Source organism: Virgibacillus oceani, from assembly GCF_014638995.1.
GTDB lineage: Bacteria > Bacillota > Bacilli > Bacillales > Amphibacillaceae > Virgibacillus_E > Virgibacillus_E oceani.
In genome coordinates this window covers 52,125-75,640 of sequence record NZ_BMFR01000012.1, presented here as the reverse complement: position 1 = coordinate 75,640, position 23,516 = coordinate 52,125, and the positions used below count along the sequence as shown (strand labels likewise).

General features: G+C 38.0%; 23 protein-coding genes, 1 tRNA gene and 1 pseudogene. 6 read left to right on the top strand and 19 right to left on the bottom strand.

Annotated features, from left to right (window positions below):
* Nucleotides 1-145: 145 nt before the first annotated feature.
* The 4 genes from IEV74_RS13915 to IEV74_RS13900 all read right to left on the bottom strand — a co-directional run bounded on the left by IEV74_RS13915 (nt 146) and on the right by IEV74_RS13900 (nt 6,807).
* Nucleotides 146-3,823: a 5'-nucleotidase C-terminal domain-containing protein gene (locus IEV74_RS13915; protein ID WP_188455980.1), complete on the bottom strand. Its 3,678-nt coding sequence runs from the start codon at nt 3,821-3,823 to the stop codon at nt 146-148.
* A 240-nt stretch (nt 3,824-4,063) separates the two neighbouring features.
* A complete protein-coding gene (locus tag IEV74_RS13910; protein ID WP_188455979.1) occupies nt 4,064-5,347 on the bottom strand; it encodes a S8 family peptidase in 1,284 nt (427 codons plus the stop codon).
* A 119-nt stretch (nt 5,348-5,466) separates the two neighbouring features.
* Complete coding sequence (locus IEV74_RS13905) at nt 5,467-5,976, bottom strand: glucosaminidase domain-containing protein (protein WP_229683198.1); 510 nt, start codon at nt 5,974-5,976, stop codon at nt 5,467-5,469.
* A gap of 27 nt (nt 5,977-6,003) precedes the next feature.
* Nucleotides 6,004-6,807 (bottom strand): N-acetylmuramoyl-L-alanine amidase, encoded by an 804-nt coding sequence (locus IEV74_RS13900; protein WP_188455978.1) that lies wholly within the window; start codon nt 6,805-6,807, stop codon nt 6,004-6,006.
* A gap of 226 nt (nt 6,808-7,033) precedes the next feature.
* Between IEV74_RS13900 and IEV74_RS13895 the strand changes: the two genes are divergently transcribed.
* Nucleotides 7,034-7,106, top strand: a tRNA-Ala gene (locus IEV74_RS13895).
* Between the two features lie 501 nt (nt 7,107-7,607).
* Nucleotides 7,608-9,095, top strand: coding sequence for a peptide MFS transporter (locus IEV74_RS13890; RefSeq protein ID WP_188455977.1), 1,488 nt, complete (start codon nt 7,608-7,610; stop codon nt 9,093-9,095).
* A 58-nt stretch (nt 9,096-9,153) separates the two neighbouring features.
* On the opposite strand, the gene IEV74_RS13885 is transcribed toward IEV74_RS13890, so the two are convergent.
* The 3 genes from IEV74_RS13885 to IEV74_RS13875 form a co-directional block, all read right to left on the bottom strand.
* Nucleotides 9,154-9,891, bottom strand: a complete 738-nt coding sequence (locus IEV74_RS13885; protein ID WP_188455976.1) for a MerR family transcriptional regulator — start codon at nt 9,889-9,891, stop codon at nt 9,154-9,156.
* 287 nt (nt 9,892-10,178) lie between these two features.
* The gene (locus IEV74_RS13880) at nt 10,179-11,660 is read right to left on the bottom strand and encodes an MDR family MFS transporter (protein WP_188455975.1); all 1,482 of its coding nucleotides are present in this window, start codon (nt 11,658-11,660) and stop codon (nt 10,179-10,181) included.
* A 381-nt stretch (nt 11,661-12,041) separates the two neighbouring features.
* The gene (locus IEV74_RS13875; protein ID WP_229683197.1) at nt 12,042-12,479 is read right to left on the bottom strand and encodes a hypothetical protein; all 438 of its coding nucleotides are present in this window, start codon (nt 12,477-12,479) and stop codon (nt 12,042-12,044) included.
* A gap of 129 nt (nt 12,480-12,608) precedes the next feature.
* Between IEV74_RS13875 and IEV74_RS13870 the strand changes: the two genes are divergently transcribed.
* Nucleotides 12,609-13,091, top strand: coding sequence for a hypothetical protein (locus IEV74_RS13870; protein ID WP_188455974.1), 483 nt, complete (start codon nt 12,609-12,611; stop codon nt 13,089-13,091).
* Nucleotides 13,092-13,153: 62 nt separating this feature from the next.
* Here the strand turns inward: IEV74_RS13870 and IEV74_RS13865 are convergent, their stop codons facing one another.
* From IEV74_RS13865 to IEV74_RS13850, 4 genes are read right to left on the bottom strand one after another with little or no spacing between them, the layout of a single operon-like run.
* On the bottom strand, nt 13,154-13,726 hold the full coding sequence (locus IEV74_RS13865) for a hypothetical protein (RefSeq protein WP_188455973.1): 573 nt from the start codon (nt 13,724-13,726) through the stop codon (nt 13,154-13,156).
* A gap of 17 nt (nt 13,727-13,743) precedes the next feature.
* The gene (locus tag IEV74_RS13860) at nt 13,744-14,382 is read right to left on the bottom strand and encodes a 2TM domain-containing protein (protein WP_188455972.1); all 639 of its coding nucleotides are present in this window, start codon (nt 14,380-14,382) and stop codon (nt 13,744-13,746) included.
* A 13-nt stretch (nt 14,383-14,395) separates the two neighbouring features.
* Nucleotides 14,396-14,794, bottom strand: coding sequence for a permease prefix domain 1-containing protein (locus tag IEV74_RS13855; RefSeq protein ID WP_188455971.1), 399 nt, complete (start codon nt 14,792-14,794; stop codon nt 14,396-14,398).
* Complete coding sequence (locus IEV74_RS13850) at nt 14,791-15,120, bottom strand: PadR family transcriptional regulator (RefSeq protein WP_188455970.1); 330 nt, start codon at nt 15,118-15,120, stop codon at nt 14,791-14,793. The genes IEV74_RS13855 and IEV74_RS13850 overlap by 4 nt, the downstream gene beginning before the upstream one ends.
* A 145-nt stretch (nt 15,121-15,265) precedes the next feature.
* Here IEV74_RS13850 and IEV74_RS13845 point away from each other — a divergent pair, with 145 nt between their 5' ends.
* Nucleotides 15,266-15,451: a hypothetical protein gene (locus IEV74_RS13845; protein ID WP_188455969.1), complete on the top strand. Its 186-nt coding sequence runs from the start codon at nt 15,266-15,268 to the stop codon at nt 15,449-15,451.
* 271 nt (nt 15,452-15,722) lie between these two features.
* Here the strand turns inward: IEV74_RS13845 and IEV74_RS13840 are convergent, their stop codons facing one another.
* The 5 genes from IEV74_RS13840 to IEV74_RS13820 all read right to left on the bottom strand — a co-directional run bounded on the left by IEV74_RS13840 (nt 15,723) and on the right by IEV74_RS13820 (nt 19,250).
* Nucleotides 15,723-15,929, bottom strand: coding sequence for a DUF5957 family protein (locus tag IEV74_RS13840; protein WP_188455968.1), 207 nt, complete (start codon nt 15,927-15,929; stop codon nt 15,723-15,725).
* Between the two features lies 1 nt (nt 15,930).
* Complete coding sequence (locus IEV74_RS13835) at nt 15,931-16,338, bottom strand: DUF6220 domain-containing protein (protein WP_188455967.1); 408 nt, start codon at nt 16,336-16,338, stop codon at nt 15,931-15,933.
* A gap of 184 nt (nt 16,339-16,522) precedes the next feature.
* A complete protein-coding gene (locus IEV74_RS13830; protein ID WP_188455966.1) occupies nt 16,523-17,209 on the bottom strand; it encodes a response regulator transcription factor in 687 nt (228 codons plus the stop codon).
* Nucleotides 17,209-18,309 carry a sensor histidine kinase gene (locus tag IEV74_RS13825; RefSeq protein WP_188455965.1) on the bottom strand — a complete coding sequence of 367 codons (1,101 nt, stop codon included), beginning with the start codon at nt 18,307-18,309 and terminating at the stop codon, nt 17,209-17,211. Before IEV74_RS13825 ends, IEV74_RS13830 begins: the two co-directional genes overlap by 1 nt.
* Nucleotides 18,310-18,431: 122 nt before the next feature.
* On the bottom strand, nt 18,432-19,250 hold the full coding sequence (locus tag IEV74_RS13820; protein ID WP_188455964.1) for a squalene/phytoene synthase family protein: 819 nt from the start codon (nt 19,248-19,250) through the stop codon (nt 18,432-18,434).
* A gap of 150 nt (nt 19,251-19,400) precedes the next feature.
* Here IEV74_RS13820 and IEV74_RS13815 point away from each other — a divergent pair, with 150 nt between their 5' ends.
* Complete coding sequence (locus tag IEV74_RS13815) at nt 19,401-20,546, top strand: AI-2E family transporter (RefSeq protein ID WP_188455963.1); 1,146 nt, start codon at nt 19,401-19,403, stop codon at nt 20,544-20,546.
* Nucleotides 20,547-20,605: 59 nt separating this feature from the next.
* On the opposite strand, the gene IEV74_RS13810 is transcribed toward IEV74_RS13815, so the two are convergent.
* Nucleotides 20,606-21,364: a TrmB family transcriptional regulator gene (locus IEV74_RS13810; protein WP_188455962.1), complete on the bottom strand. Its 759-nt coding sequence runs from the start codon at nt 21,362-21,364 to the stop codon at nt 20,606-20,608.
* Nucleotides 21,365-21,506: 142 nt separating this feature from the next.
* Here IEV74_RS13810 and IEV74_RS13805 point away from each other — a divergent pair.
* Nucleotides 21,507-22,679: pseudogene (locus tag IEV74_RS13805) on the top strand (MFS transporter).
* A 135-nt stretch (nt 22,680-22,814) separates the two neighbouring features.
* Here the strand turns inward: IEV74_RS13805 and IEV74_RS13800 are convergent.
* Both IEV74_RS13800 and IEV74_RS13795 read right to left on the bottom strand, forming a co-directional pair.
* On the bottom strand, nt 22,815-23,231 hold the full coding sequence (locus IEV74_RS13800) for a GNAT family N-acetyltransferase (protein WP_188455961.1): 417 nt from the start codon (nt 23,229-23,231) through the stop codon (nt 22,815-22,817).
* A gap of 70 nt (nt 23,232-23,301) precedes the next feature.
* Entirely contained in the window at nt 23,302-23,448 is a 147-nt protein-coding gene (locus IEV74_RS13795) for a hypothetical protein (RefSeq protein WP_188455960.1), read from the bottom strand.
* Between the last annotated feature and the right edge of the window lie 68 nt (nt 23,449-23,516).

The following is a 23,516-nucleotide window of genomic DNA, read 5'->3' as shown; positions in this document are numbered from 1 at the left end:
CCCCCATTACTTCCATTCCTGCAGTGCATGATCCATCTTTCCTTGTCCATTATACACTTTCATTGTTATATTTTTTGATTTTTATAAAAATAAATCCATAAAAAAAGGATCCAGCCACTTGACTGAATCCCCTTTTCAAATTCTTCTATTCTTCCAAACTAACCTTCAACACTTTATCCGTAACATCCCGCATCACAAATGTTTTAGAAATCTCACCATTTGTCACAACTAATGTCACGTCTTTTCTTTTCAAAATATCTACCTGTTTTTTGTTTAGCAGCAACGACCTTGGTTTCTTCTCGTTGTAGATATTAATAACAACACGTACACCATCGTCAAGTGCTTTCAAATCCTTTGTATGAACCGTAGCCCTGCCATTGTTTTTCTTTGGCTCAATTTCTACTACTGGCTGCTCTTCTTCAGCAGTGCCTTGTGTTATACGTCCTTCTGGTCCATATTCAATAGGATTTGCTTCAGAACTGTTCAAGCTTTCCACAAAGTCTACTGTAGCATCTAAATCGGATGGTCCCATTATAGGATTTTTACCTAGTTCACCAATCGGCGCATATTTTTCACCAGTTGATGTTCCCATATAGTTATTCACCGTAAGTGTATATGTTTTATCCATATCAATTGGTGAACCATCCGGGAATGTCACTTCAACAACCTTCCCTGTATCCGGATCCCACTTATAATGAAATCCGCTTATACTATAATCTGGTCCATACACAGGAGAAAGTTGTGCTTCAATTATTGGATAAAGGTCAGCACCCTTAATTTCAAACATCATCAATGTATTTCCGAAAGGCTGAATGTTGTACAAATCGCCCCACGTTACTTCACCTGCAAGTAAGTCATCCCGAATTCCTCCACCATTCATCATGGCAAAATCACTGTTCATTGCATAATTCATACCATCCGCAAGCAAATTGCCTAGCCCATGATCACCATCATTGGAATAATCACCAGTCAAATCGGTTGCATTGTAGCCTAAAACTTCATTCATAATCGGCGCAATTTGCTCAGCATATTTGTCTAAAATTGCTGTCACAGCTGGGTCTGGCGTTACTTGAGCCTGATCGACAAACACCACTTCCGCTTCTTTTTTCACAATATCACCAGTTGCACGGTCAATCTCTAAATCGACATCGGCAAAAGCTTTTCCATATTCGGATGCTTGAACAATAAGTTTGTTATCAACAATTCCATCATTAACGACATGGTTATGGGCGGAAAAAATTACATCGACTTCATCATCAACAGCATTCGCTAAATCTGCTGCCTGACCTGTCACCGCATCCCCATTCTGTTCACCTGGAATGTGTGCCAATAAAACAATAGCTTCAACACCCTGTTGTTTAAGCTCTGCAACAGATTCATTCACAGCATTGGCGGCATTCGTAAACGCAATATCCTGAATTCCAGCGGGCATAACCATTCCAGCTGCTTCCTGTGTGATAACGCCGACAAAGCCTATATCCACGCCATCTACTTCTTCCACATAATACGGAGGCAGGAACGTATCACCCGTATCTTTATATACGCAATTTGCACATAGCAGCGGGAAATCCATTCCGTCATAACCTTCAGTTCCATTCGGATGCTCTCCACCATTAACCATGCGTAACAATTCATCCGTACCTTCATCAAATTCATGATTTCCTACCGTACCGACGTCAAACCCGATTTCTTCCATAATTTCAACAGTTGGTTCATCCTGTAGCAAGCCTGATACCGGTGAGCTTCCACCAATCATATCACCAGCATGCACAATTAACGTATTTGGATTTGTTTCCTCTCGGGCTTTAATCGCACCGGCAGTATAATCCATTTTTCCATACGTACCAAACGTTCCATCACCATCCGGATCTAGCTCATATTGCTGGTCAATTTTCCCATGTAGATCGTTCATACTCAAAAGCTGTACCTGCAAATTGCCTTCATCAGACCCGTCATCACCAACATACGTATAGCCGTAGTCCTGTGCTGTTTGTTCATCCCAGAAAAATGCTCTATTTTCTACTGGCACATCAGCCCAGTCATCTGGCAAAACATATTTCATCGTATCGGAATTTCCAACATATTTTGAAAAACCTTTTTGATCATCATTTGCCCGGAATTCAAATGGAAGCTCGAGTAACGGATCTTCCGGATTCCAAATCCCAAGTCCGGCATTCTTTGCTTGTTTGACCACATTTTGATAAGTAGGATATACTTCCTTATCGAATGGTGCGATAAAATAAGTCACCGCAAGTCCTTGCCTTACCATTTCAAGGTTTACATTTAAATTATCTTCTTTACGAATAACCTCGGCCAGCAATCTGCCATAATCATCAGTAGGCTCTTCCCCAATTTTTACTAATACCTCATCACCAGGCTGGAGAAGCTCATTCATATATTCCTTTGCTACCTCGCCAAAAGCTTTTTGATTTGCATTTATTTCATCTCTTGCAGGATCATCATTATGTGCTGTATACGTTTCAGCAGTATCCATATTTAAGAAACGTACTTTTGTCCCACCTAAAACCGGTGTCTCTAAATGAATCGTATCACCGTCTGTAACACTTTTAACAGTAGATTCATAAACCCCTGCCGCAGATGGCGGGTCAGGCTGTTCGTCAGCTAATTGAATGTCAGCTTGTTCCGTCGGGATTAACTGATAAGTATTATATTGACTGACGATAGCGGTAACGTCATACCATTTATTTTCTTCAATTAGTGAAATATCAAGTGCATTTTCCATTACGCGAAGTGTCGTTCCATTAAAATCTGCATCAATTAATGATACATTGTAGCCGCCGCCAGCTGGGCTTCCAGGGATATCGTTGATAAAACCTGTAACCTGTACCAATTCACCTTCGTAGGACTCCGCAATTGCAGGATCCTGGAGGTCTTGAAGTGTAATCGTCCGTACTTCCGGCAGTGCTTGCTCTTCCGCCACTATCTCAATCGAGGACGGTACAATTTCTTTTAAACCATTATAGGAATCTAATACACCAGAAACCTTTACCTTATCCCCTTTTTTTAAATCAGGTATATCCCCTTGTTCGAATGCAAAAAGATTAATGCCGCCTGTCTCATCTTGTATGTATGTCGTGAATTGCGCGCCATTACTGATTGCATTGTTATTTACTGTGACAATTCCCTCTACAGTTACAGCTGTACCGTCACTCAAATCGCGGGCATCACTTATTAGATATTCCTCGCCGGGTTCACCCGGTTCTTCTGGCGGATCTTCTCCACCTGCACCATCCATCGTGTGATTACCAAGATATGCGAATGTGTCTTTAGCATATTCAATCCATTCTGCATCATCATATGTTTCACTAGCACTGGTGACAGAAGGATCTCTTACTAATGTAACGTCTTTAGCAAAATCACTATTCGTGCCAATTTCACCTAACACATCAATCGCTTCATTGTTCTTCTGCAAAACAACTACATCATCACCATTAAAATTAACAACAGCAGAGTTTTCCAAATCGGTCTCAGCCATAATTTCCGGATCAGCACTTTGATGGGAAATGACATATACATCATTATGCTCCAACGTACCGGATAGTGTCACAGATTGACTTGGTTCCATTGCCCCATTACTATACAATTCTAATGTATAATTCGATAAATCTACTAAATCTCCTGTACCATTATAAATCTCGATTGCTTTGTTATACGAGCTGCCTTCAACGTATTCCGAAATAAATAAGTCCCTAGCTGCTACTTCATTACTTTCCGCATTTACAAGAATCATAGAATAGTTCATAAACACGAGCGTGAAAATAAGAAATAGGTTCAGCACTTTCCTAACAGTCGATTTCTTCATAGTACCCTCCTAGTTAATTAATATGACATAATTTGAATATGACACACTATTAATATGGCACACTGGAATAGCTGAGACAATTGGTTTTTTGTAAACATTTTGTAAATTGATACTATTGTAATAGCCATTTACATAAAACAGTAAAATAGACTTATCTAATCAATAGGTATTTAGGATTGTTTATAGACAGCAGCAGCAAGTAACATCAAGCCAACATAACGTTGGCTTGATATTTTAAATTTAATTCACTAATTTTGCAGCATTTAAATAGCCGTTTCCTTGAACATTGGGAGGTTGTCCTATATCTTCACAAGCGTCAATGAGTTTTTCCTTGACCTGTTCTGGGGAAAAATTCGGTTGATACTGGAGCAGCTGTGCAACAACACCTGCGCAGATTGGTGTTGCCATTGAAGTTCCTGATAAGGAGAAGTAGTTTGAATCGATACGTGCCCCTGCATTTGTTTTATCGAGGAAAGACCCCGGAGAGCGTAAAGATATAATATTCACACCTGGTGTTAACAGATCTGGTTTAGTTAATCCATCGATAGTTGGACCGCGGCTAGAGAATTCTGCTACCGTGTCATCTGAACGAGTAACTGTATTATTATCATTTGCAGCGCCTACCGTAATAACTTTGGGACTTATTCCAGGGCTGGCAATTGTTGACGGTGATGGTCCGGAATTCCCTGCAGCAACACATACAACGATTCCCCTATTCCATGCCTCCTCAACAGCCCTAACAACAGGATCATCTTTAGCAGATTGCTGCGCTTCTGATCCTAAAGACAGCGACAGGACATTAATATTGAGTTTCGATTGATTCTGAATACACCAGTCAACTCCAGCAATAACTGTAGAAAGTGAACCAGATCCCATTTTATTGAGCACTTTAACGCCTACCAAATTCGCATCACTAGCTGGTCCTTGATATTTCCCGCCAGATGCAGAACCATTACCTGCCGCATCTCCTGCACAATGCGTACCATGTCCATTATCATCATAAGGCTCTGTCTTGTTTTTAACAAAATCTTTAAATCCCGTAATCCGCCCTGCTAAGTCAATATGCGGGTATATACCTGTGTCGATCACGGCAATAGTTACATCCTTTCCAGTTAATCCAGACTGTTTTAACTGATCAGATTTAATCGACGGTGTAGCAGTATCCAGCAATGCTGTAACTTTTCTATCATAATATACCTTTTTGATGTGGTTACAGTTGTCTAGTAGATACTCTATCTTTTTAACTGATAGTTTGGCAGAACAACAGCCGATGGATGGGTATTGATGAAGGTTACGGCGTTTCATATCCTTAACGTCATTCATTCCATGTGCAAAACAATCCTGCTCAAATTCAATGATTAGCGGCAGCCTTTTAACCTTTTTCCTTACAAACTCTAATGGTCGATGCAAAAAGCATGGTACGGAACGAAAAGGGTGATAAAAATGAACGAGCTCCCGGCGGACGTTCTTATCTAGTTTATTCCCCATTCGCCGAACCAATTGAATAACAGAAAACCCTAGCATATTTTTCTTCCTCTCTTAGAATTTACGTGACAAGATAGCTTACGTATATTTCTAAAAGAGTAGTAATTAATTGGCGCAATAATAGTTAAAAGAGGCTTAAAACCAGGTAGATTAATAGGTTATACTTGTATATCCTGCAAGATTTGCTCTAACTTTTGTAAAGTAGATTCAACCATTCTTTCATATAGATTCAATATCGACTGCCCATAGTTGCTTCCAGGAACAGCCCATTTTCCATTTAATCCAATCCATTCAGTGGCGGAACCTCTCGTAACTAAATCAAAACGAGGATCAATTTTAGGATAATCAGCTGGCAGTGGATTAGTGGAAGCATATGCAAAAAGATGCTGCATGTGTGCACGTACGCCTTCTTCTGGTGTTGCAAAACTTGCACCGGGATTGTCTGGACCAGTTGCACCTAGCCCGCAAAAATTGTTCTGCTCTGGCTTCACTACGCCCGTAAACCTAAGATAATCCGTTTCATGCATTGCTTGGGCAAAAGCAATGTCCCCTCTAATCCCGTAAAATTCACCCAGCGTCGCATAATAGCTTCCTAACCTAGCAGCATTAGGGTTTATTTCTTTCACATATTGATTCATGTTTTCCGGGGATAAAAACGTTGGTCCCAATATAGAATACCCCTCCGCATTCTCCTTTCAAGGCTCACCTTCAACAGTTATAAACGCATCTTTAATACCTGCCTGCTTGACCTTTGCCAATCGTTGTTCTGCATTATCCCGATTTGCAAAAGCCCCAGCCTGAACACGATACCATCGTTCACCGGAAATAGTGGCGGCATATACAAAGGATTCAATTCCTTTAGAATGCAAGAAGGTTGCCCTTTCATCCGCATTTTCTTTTGACTTAAAGGATCCGGCAATTATCTTGTAAATAGTTCCGGAATCACCCTGTTTACGCTTTAGACTAAATGCCTTTGCAAGCCCATTAACATGACCCTGTGCAACTTTCTGGCGCCATGAAGAACTTTTCATCAGGGAGCCATCATGTCCATGATCAATAAAACCATTTTCAGTTAATAGCGCAGGCATAGTTGATTCTCGCAGAACATGGAAATTGGCCGATTTTCTTCCACGATCAATTAGCTGGTTAACCTTAATGACTTCCGCATGAATAATTTTCTGGTATTTAGCTGTTGTTGATGAGCCGGATAACCCGCTATAAATATAGTCTTCATATCCTCGTGCAGAACCATTAAATGCATTGCAATGAATCGACAGAAAGTAGTCTGCCCCCCAAGAATTTGCATCATTTGTTCGTTGGCTCAGACTTTTATAAACATCAGTGGTACGGCTCAATCTAACTACTGCGTTTTCATAATCGTTTGTCAAAATGCTCCGTATTCGAAGTGCAATATCTAACGTAATATCTTTTTCCTTCAACCCATTTCCCCCGGCACCTGGATCTGAACCACCATGACCCGGGTCCAAATAAAGCTTCATTAAATATCCTCCATTTCTATTAAATTGATATTACATAATATAGTATGTAAAATATTGATATTGAAATGGACAAACGCTTTTTTTATTGAAATTCAGGTGAAAAATAGTGTGATTTACTATTAAAAAATGAGCTTGTTACCTACAACCAAACCTTAGACCTAGATAGTTTAATAAGATTGCTATTGAAAAAGAACAGAATAAGTACTATAATTAGTATCGACTTCAAGGGGCATTAGCTCAGCTGGGAGAGCGCTTCGCTGGCAGCGAAGAGGTCAGCGGTTCGAGCCCGCTATGCTCCATTAAATTGAGACAGGGGAGGTGATTATCCCCCGTCCCCGTACGTACGGTCCCGTATACGGCAATTTCATCTAAGTTCAACGTAAAGTTTGATGTCTATAAAATAGACCTTTAGCCCTTGTTTTGACCAATACTGGTCATCAGGGGCTTTTTGTAAGATTGAGTTTTTAGCTACTCGCCAATATGTGTTTGCCCATTCACACGCTTTTCCTTTCTTAACTCTGCATTGAATGAGATTCTTATACTTTGTTTTAACTTTCTTCCGTGATCTAGCTTTTTTCCTCGGTATTATTGAAAAATTTGATTTGAATACACGTTTGTGAAATAAATCATAAATGGAATCCAGCATTGATTAATCAATGCTGGATTTTTACATTTATATGATAGTATCCTAATCATAAAACTAAATATTCCGTCTATTGGAGCTATTTTAAGAAATAAATAACTTTTCAAAGCGCCAATAATTTAGTATACTTTTCTTTGTGACTCAAGGAGGGGACAACATGAAGAATGATAATCAGAATTTTCGGAGTATTCCACAGAAGGGGTTCTTTGGACATCCTAAAGGGTTATTCACACTCTTTTTCACAGAATTTTGGGAGCGCTTTTCTTATTATGGAATGCGTGCAATTCTCCTATACTACATGTATTATGAGCTGTCAGAGGGCGGCCTTGGAATTGATCAGGGGAAGGCAATGTCAATTATGGCAATATATGGATCACTTGTATATATGTCAGGTATTATCGGCGGATGGATCTCCGACCGATTACTAGGCGGTACCCGTACTGTTTTTTATGGTGGAGTACTAATCATGTTCGGACATATTGTACTTGCACTGCCAGGAAGTATCACCGGACTATTCGTATCTATGGCATTGATTGTTCTTGGTACAGGACTATTAAAACCTAACGTATCAAATGTTGTTGGGGATTTATACAGTAAAGAAGACCCACGAAGAGACTCGGGCTTCAGTATCTTTTATATGGGAATAAACCTAGGTGCTCTTATTGCACCATTAATTGTCGGAACTGTTGGACAAGAATATAACTTTCACTTAGGATTTAGTCTAGCCGCAATTGGAATGTTTCTTGGACTAATCGTGTTTATCTTTACCAAAGGAAAATACCTTGGTTCTGCGGGATCAACCGTTCCAAATCCACTTACTAAGGGTGAAAGAAAGACTGTTTTCACTCGATTTGGAATTGGAGCCGTCATCATTATTATTATTGGTGCACTTACCATCCCGACCGGTATCATGACAATAAACGTATTTACAATGATTATCAGTATACTTGGTATCATTATTCCAACTGCCTACTTCATTGTCATGTATCGAAGTAATAAAACAACCGATGTAGAGCGTTCACGCCTGCTTGCATATATACCAATGTTTATCGCAGCTATCATGTTCTGGGCAATCCAAGAACAAGGTTCCATTATCTTAGCACTGTATGCAGAAGAACGAACAAATCTTAGCTTAGCGGGATTTGAACTGCAATCTTCATGGTTCCAATCATTAAATCCATTGTTTATTGTATTTTTGGCACCAGTATTTGCTTGGCTTTGGATCAAATTAGGCAAAAGCCAGCCATCAACACCGAAAAAATTCTCACTAGGATTGTTCTTTGCAGGTCTATCTTTTATCGTTATGATCCTGCCTGCTGCCATTAATGGAACTGACACACTTGTTAACCCATTATGGTTAGTGCTTAGCTTTTTCTTGGTTGTTCTAGGAGAATTATGCTTATCACCAGTCGGATTATCAGCAACAACAAAACTAGCACCTTCTGCATTTTCAGCACAAACGATGAGTCTTTGGTTTCTATCAAATGCATCTGCACAAGCAATTAACGCACAAATTGTAAAATTGTATTCACCAGATACAGAAATTTTATATTTCGGTGTTATTGGTGGAGTATCCATCCTATTAGGAGTAATCCTATTTGCAGCATCGAAGAAAATTCATACGTTTATGAGAGGGATTAACTAAGAAATCCTTACTCTTTGAAAAACCAGCTCTTGTATCGGACAAGAGCTGGTTTTTTTATTTATTTATTCCTTTCAGCATAAACTGCCATTGCATCACGCATAAATTCTGCCAACCCTTCACCGAATTGATCGATGTTTTTGGTGAAACGTTCATCATCGACATACATTTGGCCAAGTCCTTTGAACGCATCAAGTGAATAGTTCCCCATTCTGTTCAGGAAATCGTACCATACTTTAATTCCTTCTTGTGCCAATTCTGAACCTGGTGCCTCATGGCGAATCTCAGCTAACTTTCGATAAATACCATTAAACTCATCTTCAAAAGCTTTTTTCTCAGCTTTAGACATGCTGTTCATTTTTGCATTTGATTCGTCAACAGCTTTATCCCCCCAGCGTTCACGTGCTTCTTGTTCATATGGGTTATGGCTAAAGTCAAAGCCTTCAAATTTTTCTTTATCTGACATATTAATTTCCCCTTTCGAGTGTTTGATTGTTTTATCAATTGTCGAAATCATTATATCGAGGCGGCTCCTTTTTTCAAGCAACATTTTTCGATGTAACGTTAAAGCCTCTTCCCGATCAAATGACGGACTGCTGATAATTTCCTTTATTTTTTTCAAAGGGAAGCCAAGTTCTTTAAAAAACAGTATCTGTTGTAATGTCTCAAGGTCATTATTAGAGTATAGCCGATATCCTGATTCAGTTGTCTCTTCCGGAATTAACAACCCAATTTCATCATAATGATGCAGTGTGCGCACACTAATACCAACTAAATCTGCAACCTCTTTAACTTTCATTGCTGTAACCTCCCTTCAAACATTACTATAAGGCATAACGTAACGTGAGGGTCAATATGAATTTTAAATTTTTTTATAGATTTTATTGATGCTTATTTAAGCACCATTTCTAAGATAAGTGAAATTAAGCAAATCATCACATGGAACGTGAAAGATTTTAAACGTTTGGGATGCGGATTCTATACTTCGGAACAACTATTTCCATAACAAGAGCCACTATTCATAAGAACAATGGCTCTTGTTATTCATTTAACACTATAATGTTTTATATCATTCCTTATAAGCTCTTATTCATCCTCTGTTGATAATTCCCCTTCTCCCTTTGCCACCGCCCGATAAACAAACAATGACATGATAAATGCGATCGCCGATATACCAAATGTGATAAAATAGACAAGCTCTACACCCGATACAAGCGCCTCGCTTATTGTTATCGGGTCGGTTGGTTCAGAAGCTTTATCCAAATAGCTCTTTTGTTTTGCACTCATGATACTAATGAATACTGATACACCAATAGCACCAGCGACAGGCTGCAGTGTTGTCATAACAGCAGTTCCATGTGGATATAAATGTTTAGGCAATTGGTTTAACCCATTCGTCTCTGCTGGCATCATAATTGCCGAAACAGATAGCATCAATAAAATGTATCCAACGATGACTACCCAAAATGGTGTATTCATATCCAATCGACTCATCATAAACATCGTACCACTTAACACAATTGTTGCAGGAACCATCATTACTTTTGGTCCATATTTATCAAAAAGGGAGCCCATTACTGGTGACATTAGTCCGTTCAAAATACTTCCAGGAAGCAGTACCAATCCTGCTGTCGCAGCTGTCAATGCTAACGGCCCTTGCATATAAATAGGCAAAATAATTTCCGATGCAAACATAGCCATGATAATAATTAAAAACATAATTACCGCATGTGTATACATTGGAAATTTGAAAACCCTCAGATTCATAATTGGTTCATCCAGTCTTAACTGCCGGATTGTAAATAACAAAATCCCAACGAATCCTATTATTATCGGAATATAAGCATTCGGATTAAGAAACCCGGCCTCGCTTTGACCCGCAGAGCTGAATCCATATACAACGCTGCCAAATCCAATTGTTGAATACACAAGTGATAGTATGTCTATTTTAGGTTTTGTAACCTCTGATACATTGATTAGATATTTATATGCAAACGCAATTGAGAATACTGCAAACGGGATTACCGTGATAAATAAATAACGCCATCCTAAATGCTCCACAATAACTCCTGAAAGCGTCGGTCCGATTGCTGGCGCAAACATAATAACAAGACCAACAAGCCCCATTACCTTTCCACGCCTATGCGGCGGGTAAATAAGTAAAAATACATTAAAAATAATTGGAATTAAGAGTCCGGTCCCAATCGCCTGTACTAATCGACCGGCTAATAAAATCGGAAATGTAGGTGCAACTGCACAAATTATCGTTCCGACTGAAAAAACAGCCATCGTCCCTAAAAATAACTGTCTTGTAGTAAACCATTGCAATAACAGGGCTGACGCCGGAATTACAATCCCCATCATTAACATAAATCCAGTTGCCATCCATTGAACAGTCGTGACAGAAATATTGAATTGTTCCATTAATGTTGTAAGGGCAATATTCAATAACGTTTCATTTAAGATTGCAAAAAATGCACCAATCATTAATGAAATCATTATTGGCATCACTTTAACATTTGGATCTTCCGCTAAATATTCATATTTCGTTTGATTATCATTTGTCATACATTCGTACCCCTTAAATCACTTTTGATTTTAAAAATATGACTTTGCCTCAGTTTGCGGTAGTAAGGGATATCATAAATCCGCCCTTGTTATGGATAAATATTCCATTTATCTTAAACAACAAAAAACGAGGAAGACTCAGCTCTCCCCCTATTTATATACATTTTATATAGTTTTTAAAAGGCAGACTAATCCCGAATACTCCGCAAGCATGCAGAAGCCTTTGCGCTATTCAATTAGCCAAGCAAAGTAGTTAATCGGAATTTAATGAATGCCATTTTAAAAACCTCCGTTCGAAAATTGTAGAACAATATTATCATGCTTAATACATAATAGCAAGTGTTTTTGTATGCAATTAAAGTTGAAAGGGAAATAAATTGTTTAATGATACCTAAACCACACAAACCAGCCCTTTTCCTTACTTTTGGCCGCGAAAATTTGTCCTTCTAACGCACTTGCGCTTTTTCCTTCCCATTTAGGAAAATAGAATCTTGCTAACCATGACTTATCCGCAACTTCCTTTCCACAAAAATTCTTGGCCATTTCATAATATACCTCGTTCTTTTTATTATTGACGGTATTTGGAAAAGGAACGGCTGCTTTTACCTCCCATTCGGTGTACATCTCTGCATAATCACCTTGCTCGTAGATTTTGGGAACTAATTTCTTTAATGCATCAAGAAATTCTGTTTTATCCTTTGCTGGGACTTTTACAAGTTCACCTGACTTTGGACATTGAATAAATGATTGTGCACTAATTTCTACTCCGTTAAAAGAAATTGCAGAAAGAAAAAGTATAAGTATAAGTAATTTATTCAAGAACTTTCACCTCCATATGATTACTATCCCCTTATTCCATTGATAATTATTCGGTCAAGTGCCCATACCACAATAGACGAATAACCATATAGTGAAGAGAAGGATTTTTCGAGGGAGGAAGTTTTTCAAATGAATTATGATCAATACCCATATTATGAAGATGAGAGACAATTTAACATTCCCGGTTTTCCTAATAACCAATTTCCAGGCGGGGGACAATCAGGGTTCCCTGGCGGTGGTCCGTCTGGATTTCCCGGTGTAGGTCCAGGAGGTTTCCCAGGATTTCCAGGAAGTGGTCAATTTCCAGGAGGAGGGCAGCCTGGTCCAGGAGGGGGTGGATTTCCCGGTGGAGGTCAGTCTGCTAATGCACCAACCTCTCCACCGCCATCGTTCACGCCAGAACAGCCGCAATTTCAAACCTTTGCAGTCGACCCGGGAGCAATTAGAAGATGTTTATTCCGCTTCACTTATATTTGGCTAAGAAGAGATGCTTTTTGGTTTTACCCTGTTTTCCTAGGCAGGAATTCAATAGCTGGATTTAGATGGACCGGATTTCGGTGGGTCTACTTCGGAATAGATTTAGACAGGGTTGAGGCGTTCCAGTGCTTTTAATCCTTACTAATGGTTAAATTATGTGAGTGTGTATCCCTAAGCGTATACACACTCTATTTACCTCAAGCATGAACTTGTAATGCTACATTATTTTTCATTAGGTCTTCATTTGAATGAACTGGATACAAACTAAGGTTACCCTGATAAATTAGACGAAGCTGTTTCAATTTCATTAAATCTCCAGGTTTAATTAAATTTGGTGATTTGTTAAGTAAACCCCTTTTTTCCTTTAATATGGTTGCAACAAACTGAGAACAAAAGAAGGCATTTTTCCGACTCAAGTTTAAATTGAAAATGATTGCAAAAAGACCGAATAAATTATATTTATACATGTCTTTCTTTAATTCTATTTGCCTAACCTTATTGCGCATTTGTTCAAATTCTGATTCTGTAACTGTGCAGCTATATATTTTGCATACTGCCTTTTCAAACAATCCCATATCAATTTTTTCTTGGATAAATCCGCCAACAAAAGGATTTGAAGGGTTTAAACGACCAAAACTGTATATATCGTTTAGATGATCGCAAAAAGAAATGGATACATGATTATATGATTGTTTGGTGTACAACTTTATCAATCTTGTAAATAATGTTCCCGTATCCGTGAATAGGATATAAATCTCTTTCTCTCCCACAACCGTACAACCTCCAATCAGTTTTTCAAATTTCTTTTATACACAAAATAATACATACTTAATGGCCACCACAGCACACAAAATATCGGATAAACTGCCCAAATAGTATCTGGAGTCGAAACGGCATTTACAGCAATAAAAAATACACTAATAAAGATGCTTGCATGAATAGAGAATAGAAAGTACGTTTTCCTCTTAGCATGATATAAAGAAAGTGGCCACCATAACACGACGAAAGCTGGATAAATTGCCCATGGATATTGCGGTGACAGATTGATATTTAGGACAGCATAGTAAAGAATTATGCTGATACTTCCTATCCATGCAACAGGCATCGCCTTTGCACGTTTTCCCAAAAACACAAGGATTGGCCACCATATAATTGGGTAAACAATATATAGTACCCACGGGTGATCGGGTGAATTTGTATAATTCTCGAATATCAAATATGCAATTATGAGCACACTATAGCAAATTGACAGCAGTCTTTGTCTCTTCCTTTGGACACAATACAATCCGATTGGCCATAACAAAATGGCAAACGAGGGATAAATGAACCACAAATAACCTGTACCTGTCAAAAGATTAACGAGCACTAAAAAGACTATAGTCATTACACTTCCAGCAACTGCAAAACCTGCATCAAGTTTTTTCATTAGGAATCCCCCCTTACTTGCTGCGCTGCCATTTAAAATACATGGTTAACGGCCACCATAATACAGCAAATGTTGGATAAACAAACCAAATAATCTCTGGTGTGTAGTAAAAGTTAATAAAAACAAACAGCGAAATAATTAAAAGACTGCCCCATACGGAATAACCGAGATTTAATTTTGTATGATCCTTTTTTGCAGGCGTTTTAATACCAAGCTCTTTTTTCAAATCTCCAATATCACCAAAATCAACAATTGCTTTATTGATCGCATCTTCTTCTCCCTTTCCTTGTTCCATCAAATCCCACACTTTTTCTTCCAGGTTCTGCATCACTTCCTGCATAACTGCATTTTTTTGCTCACTTTCCGGAACATCCCGAAATAACTCCTGCACATGATTATTTAGCTTCCTCAATTTAATCCCTCCATAAATAGATCAATGATTTCTTTGGTTATTTCCCATTCAGCAACGGTTTCCTTTAAATATGCTTTACCAAGCGTGGTAATTCTGTAATACTTCCGCTTACCGCCTTTAGAAACCTTCCCAAAATACGACTCAATTAGTTCCTTTTTTTCCAGCCTCTGAAATACCGCATATAATGTTGCTTCTTTAATTTGAAATCGATTATCTGTACGTGTGCTGATTTCTTTAGATATTTCGTAACCGTATCTATCCTTTTCTAAGATTAAGCGCAAAATAATCGAATCCAAATGCCCGCGAATAATATCGCTTCTAATCATATTGACACTTCCTTACCTTTCACTATTCTACCTGATAGAGTAATCATACTTAATATTACTCTATCTGTCAAAGTAATATTTAAAAAATTGACACACAAGCACAGAAAGCAGCCCGTTCATAGATTATAAAAAGGAGGGAATGGTTATGCATCACTTAGCTTTAGTCTATTTATACTGTGTAGTGGCGGGGTTTGCACTTGCCAATGTTCCGACTTCGGCTGTCATAACTCCAGCTGTAGCCGATTTTCTTGGATTAGTTGGCGGAATTGCCATGGTTGTATTTTCTGCCGCACTGCTTGTACTTGGTGTAAAAGCATTGCTTAAACAGTAAGAAAGCTTAGGAAAGTGTTTTTAAATAAGCATCATCTGAAAACGGATTTGATGAAATTGGAGGATTGGCCGATTTCATCAAATCCGTTGCTATACTTTTAAAATAGCCTGAGAATCGACTGTTGGAACTGCCGTATCGGTCGATTGCTCTGCTTCTGGTATGAGAATTGAGAATCACCATCTCCCATCTTCAGACCGCCATTTGGGAAGTTCTATATATACCATTAAAACGCTTGGATATAATATCCAAGCGTTATCGTTTGCTAATTTTATTAATTACTCCTTTTTCCACTTCCGCTTTTTTGGTCAATTACCGGAACCAGTACAGCACAAATTATCGCAGTATAATATGGCAAAAATTTAATACCCATTGGTAGATCAAATAAAGTTAAACCAATAATCCCGATAAAGCTTGATAATGCAATCCCCAGAATGAATCCCCCAAATAAACCAATGATAACAGCTAAAAACAATCTCATTTTAATTCTCACCTTCTCCTTTATTAAAAATAAATTTCCATGACTGTGATACCATTACACAGGACTGGAAGAATAATAATGCAGCTATTACTGGATGCACCGCACCTATCCACGGAAAATCAGCGATCATATTCGCTGTGAAATACATTGAAAAAATGAGTACGAGCAGACCAAACACCTGCCAATATGCCCATCTTGGCAGCCCTCCTATAAATGCAAACAAAAGCATAAAAATAGGGATATTGAATCCAAACAAATGAATAAAAGTGGTATGGCGCATCCAGTTCAAAGGACTTACAAAGGTTGCAGCTCCAGCTAAAAAGAACTGTAATACAACACTACAAGTAAACAGGATTGCTAATAGAAGATAGATGGTTCTCCCAACACCAATTTTTGTAAACCTTCCCATGAGCGTTGTTCCTCCTAATAATATGATTAATGATGACTTGTTTCCTAACCCTTTTTATAGCTTACAATCCATTTATAAAATAACAATTAGATATTTATTAACTATTTCTTAAGAATGAATGGCACATTAATTCATGAAAAAACACGGAAGCTCAAAGTTGAACTCCCGCGTTTTTCCAGTCATATTATTTTTTAAAGCGATACCCAACACCCCATATTGTTTCAATGTATTTTGGGTTAGACGGATCCGCTTCAATCTTTTCCCTGATTTTTCGAATGTGTACGGTAATTGTTGAAATATCCCCCATCGAATCAATTCCCCATATCCGTTCAAAAAGGTGGTCTTTACTGAATACTTGATTTGGATTTGTCGCTAAAAAGGTTAATAAATCAAATTCCTTTGCAGTAAATATTTTCTCTTCCTCGTTAACCAGCACCCTTCGCGAATTACGGTCAATAAATAAATCTTTAACCTGAATATCACCCTGCTTTTTTTCGCGGTTGGTTAAACGATTATATCTTGCTATATGAGCTTTCACCCGTGCGACTAATTCATTAGGGTTAAATGGTTTTACGACATAATCATCTGCACCGCGATCAAATCCCCTAATTTTGTCAATGTCCTCCTTTCTAGCTGTTACCATTAAAATAGGAATATCGACTGACTTCCTGATTTTTTTACAAAGCTCGAAGCCATCTATTCCCGGAAGCATTAGATCCAGTAGAATCAAATCATAGGATTCTGCCAATGCTTTCCTTAATCCCTCCTCACCCGTCATGGCAATATCACTGGATAACCCGTTTACTTCTAAATAATCCCTTTCCAATTCAGCAATACTCTGTTCATCTTCAATAATTAAAACCTTCTGCATTATGTCACCTTCTTGTTAAAAGGTTTTTTCAAGGTGAAGTAAACACTTGTCCCTTCACCAGGTTTACTTTCAGCCCGAATAGTTCCGCCATGCCCTTCTACAATTCTTTTAGCAATGGCTAACCCAAGTCCACTGCCTCCAGTTGTTGAATTTCTTGAGGAATCAGTCCGATAAAAGCTATCAAAAATGAATGGAATAACCATCGCATCCATCCCTTTCCCGTTATCTTTTATTCCTACAACAACCTGGTCTGATTCGGATTGTAAAATAAATTGCATCTCTTTCTTTTCTTTATCCATATGCTTTAAACTATTTTGAACAATATTCATTACGACACGTTTTAATTTTTCTCTGTCCGCCATAACAATATAAGAATCCTCTGTGTTTACAGTATATGACACCGCCCAATTATCCCGCTCTAAATCAAACCTCAATTCATCGATAAAATCTTTAAAATACAGATGGAGATCAATATTTTCAAACTCAAAAGGAATCCCCTGAAGATCCAATTTCGAATATAAAAATAGTTCATCAATTAATTGATCCATATCATTCGCCTTTGTATAAATGATATCCATATAATGTTCCATCTTTTCCGGTGTATTAGCTACACCATCGCGAATCCCTCTCACATATCCTTTAATCGAAGTCATCGGTGTTTTCAGATCATGCGATATGCTTGCAATCAATTCTTTACGGCTTTCCTCATAGCGTTTCTTAAGTTCTTCAGCCTCTTTAAGATTTACACGCATTGATTCAAAAGTGTTAGAAAGCTGACCAAGTTCATCATTTTTCGTTGACTTAATACTAAATTCCAGATTCCCATTACTAATTTCTTTTGCAGCCCTAGAGAGCTTCCTTATAGGATTAATAATACTTTTTGAAACAAAATACGTCAGCAGGCCGTTCGTAATTACTAGGATAAGCAACAATCCAATAAATCGTAACTTGATAAACGTACCTAAATATCCTCCCTCCGGATCTCCGTCAGCTATATAAAAGATAACGTATCCTAATATCAGTTCAATAAGGAAGAAAAACACAATTGGAATAATAATCATTGCTATATTCGAGAATAATAATCGCTTCTTAATAGACAAGTTATCACCTGCTGGATACTATATTATATTTTATTATGAACGATAAATCTTAATGGAGTCTATAAAAATTATTAAATTTTTATTAAAAAACCACCATTCCAAAGAATAGTGGTCCTTCACATTTATTCATTTGTAATCTGTTCAACAACCTCTTCCACTTCATTACGGGACATCTTTTCCTTTCCGCTTTTTAATGCTTTAAGCGTTCGCTTGGCTAGTGCTAACGGTATTTTACAAAACAACAGAATATTTTTAGTATGAATAGCTTTCATATATTCATCAGCTAGTGCTAAATTCTTTTCCGTATACGCAAACAAATCTCCCCTGGTCCATCCATCCGGAACAAATTTCACGCCTCGTTCACTATCTTCCTGCTGATTTCGTAAAATATTAACTGCTTGTAAACCTCGTCCATAAGCAATTGCCAAATCACGATTGGTTGATGTTCCGTCATGCCACTCCCATATATCAGAAAGCATTACACCGACCAATCCAGCAACATAATATGTATAATCGTCCAGGTCTTGTTTGTTTTGGATATGCCAATCTTTTTCAACCCAATCGGCCATACCAGAAGCCATAACACTGGTTGATTCCTTGATTTTTTCTACAATTTCTATTGGACAAAAAGCAATCCAATCCCCAAGCCGTAACGTCACTTCCGGCAAAAATGCTTCATATGGCTTCAGGAGCTTACGATAAGCTTCATTATCAAAATCAGTTTTTAAAAGATCGCTAGTTGACCTAAGTAATTCCTGCTTCGTTTCAGATTTCAGTTCTTCGTGATCTTCAATCTCATCTATCGCTCGCATACATAAATATGCAGAGGCAACTGTTTTCTTTAATGTAGGCTTTAATAGTGTTATCGGTATGTAAAAGGTTCTGCTAGTATCTTTAAGCACTTGCATAGCTTCTTTTTGCAATTTAGCACCTTGATTCAACTGGGTGTTCCTCCTTTTGAAACTATTGAGGTACTTTTAAGTATAACAAAAAAAATTGTCTATTAATACGAAATGAATCTGGAAACACCTTTTAAAATGGAATTTTCCTTTTAGTTCGACTATAATTTAGTTAATCTAGGGGGATCAAAGATGAAAACAAGTCGATTTATGAAATTTATTGGCGGCCGTGATTTGCTTTTTGGATTAGTTATTCTGATCTTAATCGGAATTATGATATACATATATGATAAAATAGCGTTTATATTTAACCCTGTTATTATCATTTTCTCAACCATTGTTCCACCCGTTATTCTCGCGTTTATAGCGTATTATCTGCTGAATCCAATCGTACATTTTTTAGAAAGATATCGTATTAAACGTGTATGGGGAATTATCATCATCATTTTGGGAATCAGCGGATTGCTGACGGGTATCATTCTTTTATCAGCGCCGGCTATCGAATCCCAGGTTAAAGATTTAGTAAACAATTTTCCAAATTACGTCAAACAAATGGGAGACGGAATTACGTCATGGGTGCAGCATTCCTTTTTAGCCCCTTACTACGAACAAGGCTATCAATGGCTATCAACCAATTTAAGTGATTTATCAAGTAAAATTGGTGATTATTTAGGTGGTGCTGTTGAAGGTTTGCGTAATGTGGCCAGTACACTTACAAATGTAGTAGTTGCCATTTTTACATTTCCATTTATTCTGTTTTTCTTATTGAAGGATGGCGACAAATTCAAACGGTATTGCCTGAAATTGCTGCCGCCGAAATATAGGGATGATGCCAATCAGATTCTTCATAATATGGACGTTCAGGTTGGTTCCTATATTCAAGGACAAATCATCGTGGCTTCTTGCATCGGTGTACTATTATATATTGGATATCTGATTATTGGCCTCGAATATGCGATAACGCTTGCTATTATTGCTGCTGTAACGAGTGTAGTACCTTACCTTGGACCAATGATCGCAATATCCCCAGCTATTATTATTGCGATAGTTAATTCACCGCTTATGCTATTAAAACTAGCCATCGTGTGGGCAGTGGTTCAATTTCTAGAGGGCCATTTTATCTCGCCGAATATTATGGGAAGAACGATGAAAATTCACCCATTGACCATTATTATCGTGCTGCTGTCGGCAGGAAACTTATTTGGGATTGTCGGTGTAATTCTCGGGATTCCGGGATACGCAATTCTGAAAGTGATTGTCGTTTATATTTTCGGCAAGTTTAAATCACGCTATAATCGATATTATGGCGAGGAGTATGGGGCATACGATAAAAATTAAAGATTGGGACGAGGGCCAGACATCTTGTCACATAACAAGATGTCTGGCCCTCTATCTCGCTAATACCTCAATTTCAGTAATACCTCCCGTATATCCTTATCCCTCATCACTGTGTCCCTGTACTTCTCAGTTATTTCGGTCAATGCAACATCATGGTAAAAAAACTCCGTAAAAAACTTAACTAATGGACGTGACTGCGTTCGAATAGCCTGCCATTTTTCATCCTCTATTCCAGCAAACAGCATCTCCATATTATCTACTATAAGAATACGGCTTCGTTCAAGTGTCTCATGTTCAATATCTGGGACAAGCGTTGAAATGGTAGGTATTGCTGACTTTATTTCACCGATTACGTGTATGTTAACAGGTATGCCCGACCTGTACTTTCCTTCTACTATTGGCAGATATTTTGCAATATCATCTGCCCATCCAGATAGGAAAATAGATGTTTCCGCATTTTCCAGTAAGTCCTTCATAAAAGCTTGTATGGATTGATCATCCTTTAATGTCCAAACACGGTCATCCACCGGCGTTTCCTTAACCTTCGTATTCCTTAATTGCTGTACATTCATTTCAAAATCGGCTTTTAGTTTTTCAACCATCGAATCGATTGGAAGTGCTGTATAGAGCCGTTTTTTCTCAATGGTGGTTTCTAAAATGATACCTTTTTCAATCATGCGATGAAGGACCTCATACACTTTGGAACGTGGTACTTTAGACCGTTTAACAATACTTGTCGCATCCAAAGGCTGATCCACTGTTATCAATGATTGGTATACTTGACTTTCATACTGGGTGAATCCGAATTGCTGAAGCATAGTTAAGACTCCTTATATATCAATCTTGTTTCCATCATAGCATAATCAACGCTTTTCGTAATAAGCATTAAATTCTCTCTTGCCAATCCGCCTATTAAAAGTTACTATTATAGTGGTAACCTAATGGAAAGGGTGTCATCATATGGATAAACGTGTTTACTTATTAACAATTGTGTCTTTTGTAGTTGGAATGGTTGAATTAATTATCGGAGGAATTTTAGATATTGTCGCAAACGATTTAAATATTAGCATTGGACAGGCAGGACTCTTGATAACCATATTTTCACTGGTTTATGCTATTGCAGCTCCCATCCTTCTGATCCTAACATCAGGTATCGAACGTAAACGACTCACATTATAAGCACTTCTCGTCTTTCTATTAGGAAATGTATTGGCGGTTATTAGCCCTTCCTATAGTATGCTGATGGTCGCACGTATCATCGCTGCTGCTAGCGGATCTTTATTAGTCGTTCTTTGTGTAACATTGGCTTCTAACATTGTAGCCAAGGAATATCGCGGTCGCGCTATTGGAATTGTGTTTATGGGAGTCAGCGGCTCGCTTGTATTGGGTGTACCGATTGGATTGATGCTGGGCAATGCATTTGGTTGGCGTGCACCATTTGTTTTTATTACGTTCTTAACAGTTGTTTCTATAGCCGGTGTATACTTTTTTATGGGCAAAATTAATCCAAAACCAGCCGTTTCACTTAGAAAACAATTAGCAACATTGAAAAATCATAAAATACTTTTTGCCCAATTAACAGCATTTTTATTTCTAGCAGGTCATTTAACATTATATGGGTATTTAACACCTTTTTTAAAAACTACTATGGGGTTAGATGGTACGTGGGTGAGTGTCGTGTATTTACTATTTGGAGTTGCAGCAGTATTTGGCGGTGGAATCGGCGGGACGTTAGCCGACCGATTTGGTTCTAAATCTACCATTCTAACCGTTATTGTTATGTTTGGAATTTCTATATTCACAATTCCCCATACAACAGCTGTCTTTCCATTATTTTTAGCAATAATGATTATATGGAGCATGATGAGCTGGGCAATTACACCAGCAATGCAAAGCTATCTTATCGAGGCATCACCCGAAACAGCTGATATTCAGCAAAGCTTAAATAACTCCGCACTTCATTTAGGAATTGCGTTCGGATCTTTAATCGGCGGGATTGTAATTGAACATGCAACTGTTGAATTAAATGCAACTGTTGGCGGCTTATTTATTATTGTAGCGCTTGGAACAGCAATTTTCTCCATGACCAATGAAGGTGCATTGTTTAGGAAATACGGAAAGACACGAGTATGAGCTCGTGTCTTTTAAAGTGTACGGTTACCTTAAATAATTGGTAGAATATTAGATTCAGGCTGATATGATTTATATTCAGTAGATTTATCAAATTTCAGATCGATATAAATTTATTTTAGTTCATACATCAACAATTCATTTAAGTTCCTGTTTCCCCGCCTGCGCACTATAATTACGCACGATCATTCCATTTGCCTTAATCATGCCAAAGTGCTGATAATAAGGCTGCAGCTCCTTATCACACATCAGGTCAATCATATAAATACCATCCAATTCATCCAGCATCATTCTAACAAGCCGCTTTCCAATGCCTTTATTTTGATACGATGGCAGCACTTCCAGAAACGGAATATACGCGGACAATATAGTATCACTAATAGCAGTTATGAAACCAACTACTTGATTGCTAGACTCCTCTATAGCAATAATTCGCTTGGTACTTTGCTTTAACAGCTGTAAATGTATTTCCGGTGAAGGTGGATTTGGCCAGCCCGCGAAGAATCCTTGAAGCTGGCTGGATTCGATACCTTCAACAGTATTTTTATATTTCATTCTAGGTTTCTCCTCTCACCCTTTTATTTATCTTTTCTTATGGGACAATCGTTCAATTAGTGTCGCATCATTACCTTTTATTGAAAAAAGCCAAAGCTAAAAAACCTACTCCAAGTCCAATCGTTGATCCCGCAGCCGTATTGTCAAACAGCATACCAATCCCCGATCCCAAAATTAAACACCCTACAAACGCAAGACCTCCCCCATCACGATTCATTTTCCCACCTCCAATTAATACTATATGAAAATAAATACGTCTTAATTGGAAAAGGGTTCCATAACTCA